Source organism: Allobosea sp. FG18, assembly GCF_057809495.1.
In genome coordinates this window covers 193,986-210,983 of the sequence record NZ_JBMDKB010000001.1, presented here as the reverse complement: position 1 = coordinate 210,983, position 16,998 = coordinate 193,986, and the positions used below count along the sequence as shown (strand labels likewise).

General features: G+C 67.5%; 14 protein-coding genes. 8 read left to right on the top strand and 6 right to left on the bottom strand.

The window, feature by feature from the left end; genetic code table 11:
• Positions 1-25 precede the first annotated feature (25 nt).
• Complete coding sequence (gene murA, locus ACODTJ_RS01035) at positions 26-1,315, bottom strand: UDP-N-acetylglucosamine 1-carboxyvinyltransferase (RefSeq protein ID WP_454658107.1); 1,290 nt, start codon at positions 1,313-1,315, stop codon at positions 26-28.
• 648 nt (positions 1,316-1,963) lie between these two features.
• Between murA and ACODTJ_RS01030 the strand changes: the two genes are divergently transcribed.
• From ACODTJ_RS01030 to ACODTJ_RS01015, 4 genes are all read left to right on the top strand, one after another.
• A complete protein-coding gene (locus ACODTJ_RS01030; protein WP_454658108.1) occupies positions 1,964-2,905 on the top strand; it encodes an enoyl-CoA hydratase-related protein in 942 nt (313 codons plus the stop codon).
• A gap of 153 nt (positions 2,906-3,058) precedes the next feature.
• On the top strand, positions 3,059-5,395 hold the full coding sequence (locus ACODTJ_RS01025; protein ID WP_488847389.1) for a putative bifunctional diguanylate cyclase/phosphodiesterase: 2,337 nt from the start codon (positions 3,059-3,061) through the stop codon (positions 5,393-5,395).
• A 105-nt stretch (positions 5,396-5,500) separates the two neighbouring features.
• Positions 5,501-6,946 carry an FAD-dependent oxidoreductase gene (locus ACODTJ_RS01020; RefSeq protein ID WP_454658110.1) on the top strand — a complete coding sequence of 482 codons (1,446 nt, stop codon included), beginning with the start codon at positions 5,501-5,503 and terminating at the stop codon, positions 6,944-6,946.
• An 11-nt stretch (positions 6,947-6,957) separates the two neighbouring features.
• On the top strand, positions 6,958-8,406 hold the full coding sequence (locus ACODTJ_RS01015; RefSeq protein ID WP_454658111.1) for a sensor histidine kinase: 1,449 nt from the start codon (positions 6,958-6,960) through the stop codon (positions 8,404-8,406).
• A gap of 256 nt (positions 8,407-8,662) precedes the next feature.
• On the opposite strand, the gene ACODTJ_RS01010 is transcribed toward ACODTJ_RS01015, so the two are convergent.
• Complete coding sequence (locus ACODTJ_RS01010) at positions 8,663-9,292, bottom strand: S24 family peptidase (RefSeq protein WP_454658112.1); 630 nt, start codon at positions 9,290-9,292, stop codon at positions 8,663-8,665.
• Positions 9,293-9,458: 166 nt separating this feature from the next.
• On the opposite strand from ACODTJ_RS01010, the gene ACODTJ_RS01005 reads away from it, so the two are divergent.
• Positions 9,459-9,803: a DUF952 domain-containing protein gene (locus ACODTJ_RS01005; protein WP_454658113.1), complete on the top strand. Its 345-nt coding sequence runs from the start codon at positions 9,459-9,461 to the stop codon at positions 9,801-9,803.
• On the top strand, positions 9,800-10,888 hold the full coding sequence (locus ACODTJ_RS01000) for a quinone-dependent dihydroorotate dehydrogenase (protein WP_454658114.1): 1,089 nt from the start codon (positions 9,800-9,802) through the stop codon (positions 10,886-10,888). Before ACODTJ_RS01005 ends, ACODTJ_RS01000 begins: the two co-directional genes overlap by 4 nt.
• Before the next feature lie 3 nt (positions 10,889-10,891).
• On the opposite strand, the gene ACODTJ_RS00995 is transcribed toward ACODTJ_RS01000, so the two are convergent.
• The 3 genes from ACODTJ_RS00995 to ACODTJ_RS00985 form a co-directional block, all read right to left on the bottom strand.
• Complete coding sequence (locus tag ACODTJ_RS00995) at positions 10,892-11,146, bottom strand: DUF6460 domain-containing protein (protein ID WP_244638997.1); 255 nt, start codon at positions 11,144-11,146, stop codon at positions 10,892-10,894.
• 281 nt (positions 11,147-11,427) lie between these two features.
• A complete protein-coding gene (locus ACODTJ_RS00990; protein WP_454658115.1) occupies positions 11,428-12,108 on the bottom strand; it encodes a response regulator in 681 nt (226 codons plus the stop codon).
• Between the two features lie 147 nt (positions 12,109-12,255).
• Entirely contained in the window at positions 12,256-13,893 is a 1,638-nt protein-coding gene (locus ACODTJ_RS00985; RefSeq protein ID WP_454658116.1) for a cisplatin damage response ATP-dependent DNA ligase, read from the bottom strand.
• A gap of 125 nt (positions 13,894-14,018) precedes the next feature.
• On the opposite strand from ACODTJ_RS00985, the gene ACODTJ_RS00980 reads away from it, so the two are divergent.
• Entirely contained in the window at positions 14,019-14,777 is a 759-nt protein-coding gene (locus tag ACODTJ_RS00980; protein ID WP_454658117.1) for an SGNH/GDSL hydrolase family protein, read from the top strand.
• A 7-nt stretch (positions 14,778-14,784) separates the two neighbouring features.
• Here the strand turns inward: ACODTJ_RS00980 and ACODTJ_RS00975 are convergent, their stop codons facing one another.
• Positions 14,785-15,855, bottom strand: coding sequence for a ligase-associated DNA damage response exonuclease (locus ACODTJ_RS00975; RefSeq protein WP_454658118.1), 1,071 nt, complete (start codon positions 15,853-15,855; stop codon positions 14,785-14,787).
• 137 nt (positions 15,856-15,992) lie between these two features.
• On the opposite strand from ACODTJ_RS00975, the gene ACODTJ_RS00970 reads away from it, so the two are divergent.
• A complete protein-coding gene (locus ACODTJ_RS00970) occupies positions 15,993-16,931 on the top strand; it encodes a class I SAM-dependent methyltransferase (protein ID WP_454658119.1) in 939 nt (312 codons plus the stop codon).
• Positions 16,932-16,998: the final 67 nt, after the last annotated feature.

Sequence of the window (16,998 nt, the reverse complement as noted above, 5' to 3'; positions counted from 1 at the left end):
GTTCTGACGAGCCGCCCTGAGAAAATCAACCGCTGATGCGCTCGACCAGCGCGCCACAGCGGCTGAGCTTGGCTTCCAGCGCCTCGAAACCGCGATCGAGATGGTAGACGCGATTGATCGTGGTGTCGCCCTCGGCGGCAAGCCCGCCGATGACCAGCGAGACCGAGGCACGCAGGTCCGTCGCCATCACCGGTGCGCCGGTCAGCTTCTCGACGCCCTCGACAAGAGCGACATCGCCATCCAGCCGGATCTTCGCGCCGAGGCGGGCGAGCTCCTGCACATGCATGAACCGGTTCTCGAAAATGGTCTCGCGGATGCGCGAGGTGCCCTTGGCCCGGGTCATCAGCGCCATGAACTGCGCCTGCAGGTCGGTCGGGAAACCCGGGAAGGGATCGGTGTCAACGTCGACCGCCTCGAGGCCGCGGCCGTTGCGGCGCACGCGGATGCCTTCGTTGGTCGAGTCGATATCGACGCCGGCCTTGGTGAGCACGTCGAGCGCCGATTGCAGCAATTCCGGCCGCGCGCCTTCCAGCATCACGTCGCCGCCGGTCATCGCCACGGCCATCGCATAGGTGCCGGCCTCGATGCGATCCGGCAGAACGGCATGATGCGCGCCGCCGAGGCGCGCGACACCGGTCACGACGATGCGCGGGGTGCCCGCGCCCTCGATCTTGGCGCCCATCTTGACGAGGCAGGCGGCGAGGTCGGTGACCTCCGGCTCGCAGGCGGCGTTCTCGATCACGGTCGTGCTCTGGGCCAGAACCGCAGCCATCAGCGCCGTGTGGGTGCCGCCGACCGTCACCTTCGGGAAGACGATCTCGCCGCCCTTCAGTCCCTTGGGCGCGCGCGCCAGCGCATAGCCGTTCTCGATCACGATCTCGGCGCCGAGCTTCTCCAGCGCCATCAGCAAAAGATCGACCGGGCGCGTGCCGATGGCGCAGCCGCCGGGCAGCGAGACCTTGGCCTCGCCCATGCGGGCCAGGATCGGCGCGATCACCCAGAAGCTCGCCCGCATGGTCGAGACCAGCTCATAGGGCGCGCAGGTATCGACGATCTGGCGGGCGGTCAGCGAGATGGTCTGGCCTGTCTCGGCCGACTGGCCGATGCGCTTGCCGGCGACGGTACGATCGACGCCCTGGTTGGACAGGATGCGCGAGAGCGCCGTCACGTCCGAGAGGCGCGGAACATTGGTCAGCGTCAGCGTCTCGTCGGTCAGCAGGCTCGCGATCATCAGCGGCAAGGCGGCGTTCTTCGCGCCGGAAATCGGAATGGCGCCATTGAGGCGCTGGCCGCCGGTGATGCGGATCTTGTCCATCGTCGGGTCCTGCTCGGCCGGCCGGACTCAGGGCCGGCGGCGCGTGGGAGAATAAGGAAATTCAGGTCCGGGAGGAATCGGCCTGAGAGGGCGGCTCCGGCTCACGCGCTTGCGCTTCGTCCGAACGGCGAGCGCGAGCCTGGGCCTTACGGCGCTTCAGATTCTCGCGGAGCGCGGCGGCAAGGCGCGCCTGCTTCTCGTCTTCGGCTGTCTGGCGGGTCACGGCATCAGCTCTGGATGGGGTGTTTGAACGCGGGAACGCGGCGAATTCGCGGCGGTATCGTTAGACCCTGAGCCGCCGCCGGACAAGCACGACGATGACGGCACGGCACTGCCCAGCAGCAGGGCGGAATCGTGCCGAAGCAAGTCAGCCCGGGACCGCGCTTTCCGGCATCGGACGATCCTTCTCCAATCTCCCGCCGCAGCATTCCAATTGTTTCCCGATCACGCCATCGGCGCGAAATTTTCGCCCGAGCGGCCGCGGCGCGGCTCTTGCCTCGCAGGGACCCAAGGCGGCGGCACACACCCACCATGACGATTGGTAAGGTAAAAATCCTTAATGCTATTAACCATTTCCGGGAGATTTCGTTTACACTTCGTTAAGAACGTTTACGCTGCCCGGCATCAAGGAGTTTGTGGAGTAGCGTCATGTTGCAGTCCTTGAAGTTGGGAACAGGAAACCTCGCGCCGACCCTGCTGGAGAGCTGCGAAGTCATCGATGCGATCCGCTACAACGCAGGCTTCCTGCCGGAGGTGGAGATCGCGTATGAGCCGGACATCAAGACGCTCTGGGTCACGATCCGGCCGGAGCTGAAGCCCGTCTTCACGCTCCAGCTGCTCGACAGCCTGGTGAAGATTCAGAGCGCGATCGTCGCGCTATGGGGGGCTCCGGATCAGTATCACCGCGCTCCCGTGCGCTTCCTCGCCTTCCGCGGCGCAGGGCCGTTCTTCACACTCGGCGGCGATCTCGATTTCTATCTGGACTGTCTGGCCAAGAACGACCGCGCGTCGCTGGCGGAATATGCCCGCCTCTCGGCGGAGGGCGCGATCTGGAACTCCGGCGGCCTCAACGGCCTCGTGGTGACGCTCTCGACGATCCACGCCAAGGCGATCGGCGGCGGCATCGACGCGCCGCGCTCATGCAATGTCATGATCGCCGAGGAGCAGGCCTCGTTCGTCTACCCGGAAATCAAGTTCAACCACTTCCCGATCACGGCGGTGGCCATCCTGTCACGGCGCATGGGCCAGCGCGCCGCCGAGCAGATGCTGCTCTCCGGCGAGGAGATGAGCGCCCAGGAGTTCATGGCGGCAGGCGGCCTCGAGGCCGTGGTCCCGACCGGCACGGGCGAAAGCTGGATCCGCAAATACTGCGCGGACTCGCTGCCGATCCATGCGGCCAAGACCGCCCTGTTCTCGGCGTTCAACCGTCGCCATGGCGACCTGCGCGAAGAGCTCGGCCATCTCGGCCAGATCTGGACGGACTGCATGCTGCGCCTGAGCCCGAGCGCGATCTCGAAGCTGCAGCGCATCGCCCAGACGCAAGACCGGATGCTGGCGCGCGTCTACCAGCGCCACCTCGCCCCGGTCTGACCGGGGGCGCGGCACTCGCCACCCCTTGTCCGGAGCACGCCCCCGGAAAACCACACGAAGCATTTACCTCTGCTCTCGTACAACCCACTGGCATGATGCACGACGTGCGGGAACCGCACGTCGTACCGCGTGGGGCGGCAAAGGCAGGAGTAGATGGCAGGCGCGCTCAAGCGACTGGTAACGGCTCGCGGGCGCGAGCAGGGCGAGACCATCGACCTGACCGGCTATACGCTGCTGGTCAGTTCGCTGTTCTCCTCGCCGGCCTCGATCATTCCCGGCGGCATCGCCGGCATCCTGACGCCTTTCCGGTGCTGGATCTCCACCGGCATGGACATCTTCATGAGCCTCACCATCCTGGTGACGCTCATCGTCATCCTGCGCATCATGACGGTCGTGGCCTATCGCCGGCGCAACCACGCCCAGGACAGCTACGCCGAGACCCGGCGCTGGGACCGCGACTATTTCCTCGGCGCCACGGTGTTCAGCGCCGTCCTCGGCTACAGCTGCTATGTCGCGCTGGTCCAGACGGACGATCCTGCCGCGCACATCACCTCGGTCGCCTCGACCATCGCGCTGGCCTCGGGCTATGTCGCACGCAATGCCGGCCGGCCGAAATTCGTCGCGGTACAGCTCCTGACCTTCTGCATCCCGATGGCGATCGGGCTGATCGGCGCCCATAACCCCTATTATCGCTATATCGGCTATTTCGCCTTCCTGTACGTGGCGGCCAATATCGCGATCACCAATTCGCTGCACCGGAACCTGCTCGCGCTCAGCGACGCCAACAAGCAGTCCAAGGCGCTCGCCTCCGCCCTGCATTCGCAGAACCTGACGCTCGACGCCGCGCTCAACACCATGATCGACGGGCTGGCGATGTTCGATCGCAGCCTCAAACTCGCGGTCAGCAATGCGCCCCACAGCACGCTCTACGGCCTGCCGGAGACGCTCGCCCTGCCCGGCACGCCATTGACGGCGATCGCGCGCTTCCTCGTCGAACGGCAGGTGATCAGCCAGGAGCAGTTGCGCGACATCCGCACGGCATTGACCGAGGTACAGTCGACCCAGCAGGCCACCAGCAGGGAGCTTGTAACGCGCGGCGGGCTCGTACTGGTCGTGACGCTCGCGCCGGCGGCCGAGGGCGGCATCCTGATGCTCACCGAGGACGCCACCGAACGCAAGGCGACCGAGGCGCGCATCGAGCAGATGGCACGCTTCGACGAATTGACAGGGCTGGCGAACCGCTTCGAATACACCACCCAAATCACGGAAACCTTCGCCAAGCTGGAGCGCACGGGCGAGGGCTTCGCGCTGCTCTATCTCGATCTCGACGGCTTCAAGCAGGTCAATGACAGCCTGGGCCACGATATCGGCGACCATGTGCTGATGGAGACCGCGAGCCGCCTGCGCAGCGCGATCCGCAGCAACGACATGCTCGCCCGCTTCGGCGGCGACGAGTTCCTGCTGATCCTGCCGTCCGCGGACCATCTCGTCGTCACCGCCATCGCCCAGCGCATGATCGACGTGATGGCGCGGGCCTTCGATGTCGAGGGCAAGACCGTCTACGTCACCGCCAGCATCGGCATTGCCATGGCGCCGCTCGACGGCGCCAATCCGGCCGACCTGCTCCGCCATGCCGACACGGCGCTCTACAAGGCCAAGTCCGCCGGCCGGAACAAGCTGACATTCTTCAATCCGGCCATGGCCGAGGAGATGATGGAGCGGCACGAGATCGAGGTCGATCTGCGCAAGGCCTGCATCGATGGTTCGCTCGAACTCTACTACCAGCCGATCATCGACCTGAAGACCCAGAAGGTCGTCTCGCGCGAGGCGCTGATGCGCTGGCGCCATCCCACACGCGGCATGGTGCCGCCCAGCGTGTTCATCCCGATCGCCGAACAATCCGGCCTGATCGCCGGCATGGGCGACTGGGCGATCCGTCAGGCCTGCCGCGATGCCGCGAGCTGGGAGCCGGGCATCGGCGTCTCCGTCAACGTTTCGCCGCTGCAGTTCCGCGAGCCGCGCCGGATCGTCGAGACGGTCAAGGGCGCCCTCCTCGCCTCGCAGCTCGAATCGCGGCGCCTGATGCTCGAAGTCACGGAATCGCTGCTGATCGAGGACGACAAGCTGGCGCTTTCGGTGCTCGACGAATTGCGGGCGCTGGGCGTGACCTTCGCGCTCGACGATTTCGGAACCGGCTATTCCACGCTCGCCTACCTCTCGACCTACCCGTTCGCGCAGGTGAAGATCGACCAGAGCTTCGCGCGCGAGGTCCATACCAACGAGGCCTCCAAGGCCGTCATCGAAGCGGTCTGCCAATTGGCGCGCCGGCTCCAGATGAATGTCGTGGTCGAAGGCATCGAGACCGAGCAGCAGCGCATCGCCGTCCAGCTGCTGGGCGCCCACCGCGCCCAGGGCTTCCTGTTCGGCCGCCCGGAAGCGCTGGCCAGCATCAAGGACCGCAACGGCAACGGCAATCGCAGCGTCGCCTGAGCACGGGTAACGCGCTCTTTTTCTCTGCCGGCTGCTCCCGGGCCTTGATTCCGCCGGCCCGGCAACGCATCAGCGATAGGGAAAGCCAGCGAGACGGGACATCCGGTGGGCGACGGCACGGCCAAGGCGGCGAAACCAGCCGCGTTGACACCTGACATCTGCGTCATCGGCGCGGGCGGAAACGGCAGCGCGCTGGCGATTGCCGCGGCGGCCTTCGGCGTCCCCGTCGTCCTGGTCGAGCGAGACGCCATCGGCGGAGACCGAGGGCCGCTCGCCGCCCGCGCGCTGATCGAGATCGGAGCCCGTGCGCAAGCCCTGCGCGATGCCGGGCGTTTCGGCCTCACCGCGACCGAACCGCAGCCGAACCCGGCCCAGATCCACGACCATATCCAGCGCGCCTCGGCGGCCGACCGGGCCAATCATTCGGCCGAGCGGTTGGCCACGCTCGGCATCACCGTCATCCGGGGCGAAGCCCGCTTCACCAGCCGTAGCACGGTCACCGTCGAGGGGCAGCCGATCAAGGCGCGCCGCTTCGTCGTCGCCACCGGCGCGCGCACCGTCCCGCCCGCGATACCGGGGCTTGATTCGATACCGGTTCTTCGGGAGGCCGATCTTGCCGGCCTGACCCGGCTGCCGGAACGGCCGATCGTCCTTGGCGGCGCGGGCACCGCCCTGGCCCAGGCCCTGCGCCGGCTCGGCTGCGCCGCGACCCTCGTCGCACCTCAGGGCCTTCTGGCGGGCCATGACGAGGAAGCCGCGACGATCCTGCGCCGCCGCCTGCTGCGCGAGGGGCTGGCGCTTCATGAGGGCAACGAGCCGCTGCGGGTCGAGCGCACGCGCTCGGGATTTCGCCTCGTCCTGACCTCGCCCTCGGACGAAGCGACGATCGAGGGCTCGCATCTCATCCTTTGCGGCCCGCGCCAGCCCGCGATCGATACGCTCGACCTCGAATTCGGCGGTATCCGCCATGACGCCTCCGGCATCATGGTCGATCGGAGCCTGCGGACGAGCAATCGCCGCGTCTACGCCCTGGGGGCCTGCGCCGGCGGGGCGGCGGCGGCTCCCTCCGATCGCGCCGGCAACGACCATGTCGGACTCGTGCTGCGCGGCATCCTGTTCCGCCAGCCCGTAAAAATCGATCAGGAAAGCGAGCCGCGCGTCGTCTGGAGCCAGCCGCAGGTCGCCTCGATCGGGCTCTCGGAGACGGCGGCTCGCACGACAGCCGGGTCAATCCGGGTACTGCGCTGGCCATTCTCCGAGACCGCCGCCGCGCAGGCCGACGGCGAGACCGAAGGCTTCGTCAAGGCGATCGTCGATCGCAAGGGCCATATCCTCGGCGTCACCATCGTCGGTGAAGACGCGGGCGAACTGATCGCACCGTGGTGCGTCGCGATGCGCGCCGGGCTCAGCATCGGCTCGGTCGCCGGCATGCCGTTGCCATTCAGCTCCCGCTCCGACGCCTCGCGTCGCGCCGCGCTCTCTTTCCATGCGGCTTTGACGACACGGCCGGCCTTGCGCCGCCTCATCGGCTTTCTGCGTCGTTTCGGCTAAGATCACCGACGATGCATGCACCCAAGCCAGCCTTGTCGGTCAGCCAGCCGCGCGGCCTCACGCGCCTCGGCCTCTCGGCCAAGCTGCTGCTCGTCACCGTGCTCTTCGTCATGCTGGCGGAGGTGCTGATCTACCTGCCCTCCATCGCGAACTTCCGGCGCAACTGGCTGAATGACCGGATCGCCGCCGCGCAGGTCGCCGCGCTGGTGCTCGAAGGTGCGCCCGAAGACGGCCTGCCGGAGGGCAGCGAAAACCGCCTGCTGATGGGCGTCGGCGCCCGCGCCATCGCCGCCCGCGTCGGCGGAGCGCGGCGCCTGCTCAGCCTCGATTCAATGCCACCGCCGGAGGTCTCGCGCGCGGTCGACCTGCGCAACCTGAGCTGGCTGAGCGCGATCAACGAAGCACTGGCCGTGCTCGTCTCGCCGGCGACCATGCCGATCCGCGTGGTCGGCGAAGCGGTCGGCGGTGCCGATTTCGTCGAGATCGTCATCGACGAGGCGCCGCTGCGCCGGGCGATGCTGAAATTCTCCTGGAGCCTGCTGCTGATCTCGCTGCTGCTCACCGGCTTGACCGCGCTTGCCGTCTATATCGCGCTCAATGCGCTGATCATCGGGCCGATCCGGCATCTGGCGGCCAATGTCATGGAGTTCGAGGCCGACCCCGAGAACCCCCGGCGGATCATCGAGCCCTCGCTGCGCGCCGACGAGATCGGCGAGGCGGAGCGCGCGCTCGCCCGCATGGAGGCGACGCTGGCCGATGAGCTGCGCACCAAGAAGCATCTCGCCGAACTCGGCCTCGCCGTCTCCAAGATCAATCACGACCTGCGCAACATGCTGGCGGCAGCGCAGCTCATGTCCGACCAGTTGATCGAGACCCGCGACGCCAAGATCCGCCGGTTCGCGCCGCGCCTGATCGCGACGCTCGGCCGCGCCATCGATTTCTGCCAGGCGACCCTCGCCTATGGCCGCGCCGCCGAGGCGACACCCGCGATCCGCGACGTCCCGCTGAGGCAGCTCGTCGCCGAACAAGCGGAGATGCTCGGCCTCGGCGAGGGCAAGCAGCCGCGCTTCGAGAACCGCGTCCCCCCCGAATTGTCGGCGCCCTGCGACCCCGACCAGATGGCGCGCGTGCTGACCAACCTGATGCGCAACGCGATCCAGGCGCTGACGCGGGCCGGGGCGGAGGCCGGAAACCTGCCGGTCCTGACGGTGACGGGTGGGCCGGAGAACGGCTCGGTGGCGCTACGCATCATCGACAACGGCCCCGGCGTGCCGGAGCGGGCGCGGGCCAACCTGTTCCAGGCCTTCCGCGGCTCGGTGACGCCCGGCGGCACCGGTCTCGGGCTGGCGGTCGCAGCCGAGCTGGTCCGGCTCCATGGCGGCTCGATCGCGCTGGAACCTTCGAGCACGGGCGCGATCTTCGCGGTTATGCTGCCGGCGCGGCGCGCCAACGGGCATTAAGGCGCTGTGCTTGACGAAACTACGCCGTCATTCCGGGGCTTCGCGCAGCGAAGAGCCCGGAACCCATGACCGCAACCTTGTTCCAGTTTTCGTCATGCTCGCCCTTGTGGCGAGCATCCACGTCTTGAGCACCGCATTGCAGACAGGAAGACGTGGATGGTCGGGACAAGCCCGACCATGACGGAAATGGTGTGTTCATGGGTTCCGGGCTCGACCCTATGGGTCGCCCCGGAATGACAACGAGTGAGAAGCGTACCTACTGGCTCGCCCAGATCACCCGCGCCATGAAGGCGATCTCGGCATTGTTCAGCACGCGGTCGGCATGCTCCGGGTTGAGCGAGGCCAACTCGACCGTCTTGGCCGTCTGGCGCTTGAGCTGCTTGGCCAGCACCTCGCCCTCCACCGTCTTGACCACGACCCGGTCGCCGCGCCTCACCGTCGCGGTCGGCGAGACGATGATGGTGTCGCCGTCGCGATAGAGCGGCAGCATCGAATCGCCTGATATCTCCAGCGCATAGGCCTTTTCGTCGGCAACGCCGGGGAAGGCGACCTCCTCCCAGCCCGTGCCGGCGGGGAAACCGCCATCGTCGAAGAAGCCGCCCGAGCCTGCCTGGGCGAAGCCGATCAAGGGAATCGTACGCGCCGGCGCGGGCTCCCGGCGCAGCACCACGCTCATGAACTCGTCGAAAGACGCGCCGGTCGCGACCAGGATCTTGGAGATCGATTCGGTCGAGGGCCAACGCTCACGCCCATCGGGAGCGACGCGCTTGGAGCGATTGAAGGTGGTGGCATCGAGCCCGGCCTTGCGCGCCAGCCCCGAGGCGGTGAAACCGTAGCGCTGGGCGAGCGTGTCGATCGCCCCCCAGATCTGGTCATGTGACAGCATCGCGCAGGCCTCGCTTCGCTCTTGCCGTGGGGCGGGGATTGAAGATAGGAAATATCCCCTATCGTATAAGATTTCAATCCGAATCTCGCCACAATCAGACAACGGCTTGCGGAATCCTCCTGCCAGCGTTTAAGCCGGTGCCCGACATGTCCGCGCGAGACTTCCGGTGCCCCTGATCTACAAGATATGCCCTGCCGCGCTCTGGTCGGAAGCCGAGGCCAAGGGCCGTTTCGACGGCGCCCCGGTCGACCTCGCCGACGGCTATATCCATTTCTCCACGGGCGCCCAGGTCGCCGAGACCGCGGCGAAGCATTTCGCCGGACAGGACGAGCTCCTGCTCATCGCCATCGAGGACGAACGCCTCGGCCCGGCCCTACGCTACGAGACCTCGCGCGGCGGCGCGCTCTTCCCGCATCTTTATGCCCCGCTCGATCCGAAGGTTGTCCGCTGGATCGCCCCCATGCCGCTGAAGACCGACGGCAGCCACATTCTTCCGGAGACGCTCGCATGATCGGCGGCCTGTTCAACCTCGCCCGCCCGCTGATCCACCGCATGGATGCGGAGACGGCGCACCGGCTGACCGTCACCGCGCTCGCCACGGCACCGGCATTGAAGCCTGGAGCCGACGATCCCGTGCTCGCGACCGAGGCTTTCGGGCTGTCCTTCTCCAACCCGGTCGGCCTTGCGGCCGGCTTCGACAAGAATGCCGAGGCGATCGACGGCGCGCTGGGGCTCGGCTTCGGCTTCGTCGAGGTCGGCGGCGTAACGCCGCTGCCGCAGCCCGGCAACCCGCGCCCGCGCGTCTTCCGCCTGCTGGAGGACGAGGCCGTCATCAACCGCTACGGCCTCAACAGCGAGGGCATGGAGGCCGTGGCGAAGCGGCTCGAGGCGCGCCGGGGCCGCAGTGGGCTCGTCGGCGTCAATCTCGGCGCCAACAAGGAATCGGCCGACCGCGCGGCCGACTACGCCACGCTGGCGCGCCGGCTCGCCCCGCTCGCCGATTTCCTGACGATCAACGTTTCCTCGCCGAACACGCCGGGCCTGCGCGACCTGCAGGCGGAAAGCGCGCTCGACGATCTCGTCGCGCGCACGCTCGCCGCGCGGGACGAGGTCGCGGCCGGCGGCAAGCGCACGCCGATCCTGATCAAGATCGCGCCGGACCTCACCCTGCCCGAGCTCGACGGCATGATCGCCGTCGCGCGCAAGCGCCATGTCGACGGGCTGATCGTCTCGAACACCACGATCGCACGGCCGGAGAGCCTGCGCAGCGCCAGTAAGGCCGAGACCGGCGGGCTTTCCGGCAAGCCGCTCTTCACGGCCTCGACCCGCATCCTGGCCGAGGCCTTCCTGCGCGTCGAAGGGCAGTTCCCGCTGGTCGGCGTCGGCGGCGTCGATTCGGCCGAGACGGCCTTCGCCAAGATCCGTGCCGGCGCCACGCTGGTGCAGTTCTACTCGGCGATGGTGTTCAAGGGGCCGGGCCTCGCCAAGGAGATCAAGACCGGCCTCGCCACGCGGGCACGGCGCGCCGGGCTGACACGCCTGACCGCCCTGATCGGGCGCGATGCGGCGGCGATCGCGCGCGGCGAAGGGCTGTAAGGCTTACTTCCGCGCCGCGAAGAGACGCATCAGCAGCCAGAGCGGGACGACGATCAGGGCGCCGGCGATGACCCATTGCCCGACCTCGCGCACCGCGCCGAAGCCGAGCCCGGTGATCGAGCGCAGGAAGCGCGCGGCGGCCTCATAGAGGCTCTGCGGGGAGAGGCCGAGGAAAGCCATCGCCGCGCCGACCAGAAGCGAGATGAAGATCAGGCGGACGAGGACGCTGAGGGGCGAGCCGCCGAGAAACCGTTCCATGGAAGCCATCGTCATCCTGTTGCACCCCAAGTCGATCCGGGGCGCTTCCGCGCTGTCTTACCCTGAAACAGGCCGCGCTTGAACGGGGACTGAACGCCGCCTTCGATTTCTCATAGACCAAACTGCCCGCATAAAGCGCGGGTCATCCCGGACGCAGCGAAGCGGAGATCCGGGATCCATGCCCGAACCTTTTCTGGAAACGCTCAGGCATGGATCCCGGGTCAAGCCCGGGATGACCTCGCCAGGTTTTCGAAGGCAGCTCAACTGTCAGGCAACGATCGTCAGGCCGTCGCCGCGGCGCCCGTCGTCGCCCAGGCAGTGCCGGCGATCTTCGAGGCGGCGATCACGGCCTGCGTGCGGCTGTCGACATCGAGCTTGGTCAGGATCGCCGAGACATGCGCCTTCACCGTCGCTTCGGAGACACCGAGTTCATAGGCGATCTGCTTGTTGAGAAGCCCCTCCGACAGCATCATCAGCACGCGCACCTGCTGCGGCGTCAGCGTCGACAGGCGGCGGACCATATCGGCGACCTCGGCATCCACGGGTGCCGAGAGATCGACGCCGGGCGGGGTCCAGACGCTGCCGTCGAGCACGGCGCGGATCGCCTCGCCCATCTGCGCGACATCGGCCGTCTTAGGCAGGAAGCCGAGCGCGCCGAACTCGATGCAACGGCGAATCACCGCCGGATCGTCATTGGCAGAGACGACGATGACCGGGATCTCCGGGTGGTCGGCCCGCAGAAAAAGCAGGCCCGAGAAGCCCTGCACACCCGGCATGGTCAAATCGAGCAGAACGAGATCGGCATCGCCGCCGCTCGCCAGCGCCTCCGTCAGAGCTTCCAGCGAGCCGACTTCGCTGACCTCGGCCCCGCCGATGGCGCTCGACACCGCCTGACGCAGCGCACCGCGAAACAGCGGATGGTCGTCCGCGATGACGATCCGCGTCGAAGGCTGCTTGCTCATCGCCCCACTCCTTAAAGCCTGCACCGCCCCCGCCCGAAAGCCACATTACTCGCTTCGGGCCGATGCATTTGTCCGACCCGGGCATTTTGCCTCAGGCAGGCCGCGCATCACAAGCATTGCAAGCGCAAGGCTGCAACCCATTCCGCTTCAACCATTGGTCGGCAATAGCGCTTCCAGTACCTCGATATGATCGGCCTCAACAGGCGGCTTGTCCCAGCGGATGCGGTTGATCCGAGGGAAACGCATGGCGAGACCGGATTTGTGCCGGGTCGAGCGCTGCAAGCCCTCGAAGGCGACCTCGAAAACGAGGCCCGATTGCGCATCATGCGAGACCTCGCGCACCGGGCCGAAACGGTTCAGCGTGTTCTTGCGGACATATTTGTCGATCTCGATCAGTTCCTCGTCGGTGAAGCCGAAATAGGCCTTGCCGACCGGGACGAGCTCCTCCCCGCCATCCTCACCCACACGCCAGACGCCGAAAGTGTAGTCGGAATAGAAGGAGGAGCGTTTGCCGTGGCCGCGCTGGGCATACATCAGCACGCAATCGACGAGCCGGGCGTCACGCTTCCATTTCCACCAATAACCCTTGGGGCGGCCGGGCAGATAGGGCGAGTCGCGCCGCTTTATCATGCAGCCCTCGACCGCTTCCGCATCGGCGCCCGCCCCGGCACCGGCGGGATCGGCGCGAGCCGCCGTTAGCTCCTCCCAAGAGGCGAAGGGGATCACCGGCGAGAGATCGAAGCGGATGCTGGCGAGGCGCGACAGGAAAGCCTCCAGCCGCTGGCGCCGCTCCCCCAGCCGCAGGTGCCGGATATCCTCCTCGCCGTCGACGAGCAGGTCGTAGACGCGGATATGGGCGGGGAATTCGCCCAGCATCCTGGCGGTGACGGTCTTGCGGTTGAGCCTCTGCTGGAGGGTATTGAAGCTCTGAACCGTGCTTTCGCGCATCACCAGCAATTCGCCGTCGAGCACGCCATCTTCAGTCAGTTCCTCGACGAGGTCGGGGAAGGCGGCGGCGATATCCTCGCCGGTGCGCGAATAGAGCCGCGTCAGGCGCGTGCCGTCGGCCTTGCGGCCGCTCACCGCCTGAACGCGGATGCCGTCCCATTTCCATTCGGCGGAGAACTCGGCCGGGTCGAGCTTGTCGAAATCGCCATCCTCGATCGGATGCGAGAGCATGACCGGACGGAACGGCGCAGGATCGCGCGCCTCGGGCCGCGCGCCCTTGCCCTGCAGCCAGGCGAAGAGTTCGGCATAAGGCGGCTCCAGCCCGTGCCAGACCTGCTCGACCTCGTCGGGCGGAACGCCACCGAGGCTGGCCGCGGCCGTCTTGGCCAGGCGGGCGGAGACACCGATGCGCAAGGCCCCGGTGATGAGCTTCAGCAGCGCCCAGCGGCCGGTCTCGTCGAGCGCGTCGAGCCAGCCGGCGACGAGGCGCGGCAGGTCGGTCTTGCCGGCCTCACGCAGCCCCTCCACCACCTCCGGCAGATGCGGCACCGCGTTGGCGCCATGCCGGGCCGGCCACATCAGCGCGACCGTCTCCGAGAGATCGCCGACATAGTCATAGGACAGGGCGAAGAGCACGGGATCGGTGCGCTCGGCGATCAGGGCACGGATCAGCCCGGCCTTGGCATTGCGGAAGACGAGCCCACCGGTCATCGCCGCCAGCGCGTAGCCGCGATCAGGGTCGGGCGTGGTGCGCAGGTAATCGGCGATCAGCGCAATCTTGGCGTTGCGGCGCGGCTCATAGGCCAGGCGATCGAGCAGCCAGGCGAAGCGGTTCATGCTGTCGCCTCCGCGCCACACCGCGTCGGTTCGTTTCTGTTGCAGCGCATCGTTCAGATACCGTTCATGAAGCAAACCTTAACGGCAATGGAGTAGCTGGGAGAGAGACGCCGATGCGTGCCGCGATGCGGTTCCTTGTCTTGCCTGTCATCGCTGCAATGGTGTCGGTCGGAGCCCCCGCGCAAGCGGCGAGCTTCTCCTGCCGCGAGACGCCGATCGTGCGCTCGAACGCTGCGCTTGCGCCGCTCTCCGCCAAGGTCTCGCAGGGCAAGGCCCTGACGATCCTCGCCATCGGCTCGTCCTCGACCGAAGGCGTCGGTGCCAGCGCCAAGGACAAGACCTATCCCGCCCGCCTGCAGGCCCTGCTCGCCAAGTCCTGGCCGAAGTCGCAGGTCGAGATCGTCAATGCCGGCATCGGCGGCGAGACCGCGCCGCAGACGCTCGCGCGCATGAAGGCTGCGATGGCCGCGCGTCCCTACGACCTCGTGATCTGGCAGGTCGGCACCAACGACGCCGTCCGAGGCGGCGATCTCGACGCCTTCAAGGCGATGATCGGTGAAGGCATTTCGCTCGTCCGCGAGGCCGGCCCGGCGCTGACCATCCTCGACCCGCAGTTCTTCCCCGCCGTGCGCGATCCGCAGCGCTACGGCCAATATGTCGAAGCGGTCGGCGAAGTCGCCCGCCGCGAGGCCGTTCCGGTCTTCGGCCGCTATGACGCGATGCGCGAATGGCACCGCAACGATGCCGAGGCCTTCAAGGCCGCGCTCTGGACCGATGGCTTCCACATGAGCGATGCCGGTTATGACTGCCTCGCCCGCGACATGGCCAATGCCATGCTCGGCATGGCCGCGCCCTCGCGCCCGGTCGTCGCCGCCTCGCGCTGATCGGAGCCTAGACAGAAGCCACATCGGCCGCCTCCCCTACGGGATCGGCCTCGCCCTCGTCGCCATAGCCGACGAGATGCAGCGGCCTGGCCTTGAGGCCCGCCGTGCTGCACCAATGGACGAGCGCATCGGCCTCGCCATGGGTCACCCAGATCTCGCCGGCCTGGACCTCCTTGATCGTCGCCAGCAGATCGTCCCAATCGGCATGGTCAGAGATGACGAGCGGCAGCTCGACGCCCTTCTGGCGAGCCCGTGCCCTGATCCGCATCCAGCCCGAGGCGAAGGCCGTGACCGGATCGGGAAAGCGGCGCGCCCACAAATCCTGCGTCGCGCTCGGCGGGCAGATGACGATCTCGCCGCCCAGCGTCTTGCGGTCGGTGTCGGCGACCAGCCTGATCTCGCCGAGCGGAATGCCCTCGGCTTCGTAGAAGGCGGTGATCTTCTCGACGGCGCCGTGGATATAGATCGGCCTGTTGTAGCCGGCCTCGCGGATCAGAGCCATGACGCGCTGCGCCTTGCCCAGCGAATAGGCGCCGACGATATGGGTTCGCTCCGGGAAGAGCCTGACGGATTCGACGAGCTTGGCCACTTCTGCTGCCGCAGACGGATGGCGGAAGACCGGCAGTCCGAAAGTCGCCTCGGTGATGAAGATATCGCAGGGCACGGGTTCGAAACCGGCGCAGGTCGGGTCGCGCTCGCGCTTGTAGTCGCCGGAGGCGACGATGCGCAGGCCCCGGCTTTCGACCGCAATCTGGGCGGAGCCGAGGACATGACCAGCCGGCACGAAGGTGAAATCGACCTCGCCAATGCGGGTCGCTTCGCCGGGCACCGCGACCTGCTGCGAGCCTGTAAAGCCCTCGCCATAGCGCAGAGCCATCATCGCCAGCGTCTCCCGTGTCGCCAGCACGGCGCCATGGCCGGCGCGGGCATGGTCGGAATGGCCATGGGTGATCAGCGCCCGCGCCACGGGCCGAACCGGGTCGATATGGATGTCGGCGGGCGGGCAATACAGCCCGGCCGGCGTCGGCAGCAGCAGTTCGGAGGGGCGCCAGCGCGCGCCTTGTCTGGCCAGCGTCATGTTCCTCCGTGCAGCGTTGCGATGCGGGCGCATGGCCGCCCGCCACCCGAAATCGGCCTTGGACTGCTTCGAAAGGCGGATTTAGCTTCGCGTTGCGTTGCTCTAGACCCGCCTCCCCCACGTCCGAGGATTCGCCCATGCATTTTGCCAGCTCCGGCGACCCGGTGCTCGACCGCCGTTACGGCCGAGCCAAAGCCGCGCTGGAAGATGGCGATCCACAAGCCGCGGTAGACATCCTCGACCAAACCGTGGCGCAAGCCTACCATTTCACAGCCGCCTGGCACCTCTACGGGCTGGCGCAGGAAGCGCTCGGCCACAGGGAGGATGCGGCAACCGCCTGGCGGCAATGCCTCGACCTCGACCCCAACGACCATTTCGGCGCGCGGCTCGACCTTGCCCGCATCGGCGCCTTGCCGGCCGAGCAGGCAACCTCGGAGAACTTCTCCGGCGCGCTGTTCGACGCCTATGCCGACCGCTTCGACAGCCATCTCACAAAAACCCTGCATTACAACGCGCCCGACCTGCTGAAGGAGGCTCTCGTCCGCTGCTGCAGCAACGCCGGCCGGCCCTTCCGGTTCGACATCGTCTACGATCTCGGCTGCGGCACCGGATTGATGGGCGAGGCGATCCACGAGCAGAGCGGCTTCATCGCCGGCTGCGATCTCTCGCCGCGCATGATCGAGCGGGCCCGGGCCAAGATGGCGCCGGACGGCACGCCGCTCTACGACAAGCTTGCGGTTGCCGGCCTGACGAGCTTCCTCGCCAGCCGGCCGGACGCTTCCGCCGATCTCGTCGTCGCGGCCGATGTCTTCGTCTATCTCGGCGATCTCGCCCCCTGCTTCGCCCAGAGCGCGCGCGTGCTGGAGCCGGACGGGCTGCTGGCCTTCACGGTGCAGAGCCATGACGGCGAAGGCGTGGTGGTGGGCGAGGACAGGCGGTTCGCACATGCGGAGGGCTGGCTGAGGGAGCGGCTGGTCGAAGCCGGGCTCACCCCCGTACTCGTCGAGCCCGCCAGTACGCGGCAGGATCGGGGCGCCCCCGTGCCGGGGCTGCTGGTCGTGGCGGAGAAGCGGTGAAAACCATCCGCCTCGGCAACGAAAAATAAGACCCGGCCGCAAGGGGGGGGTCGCGACCGGGCCAGCC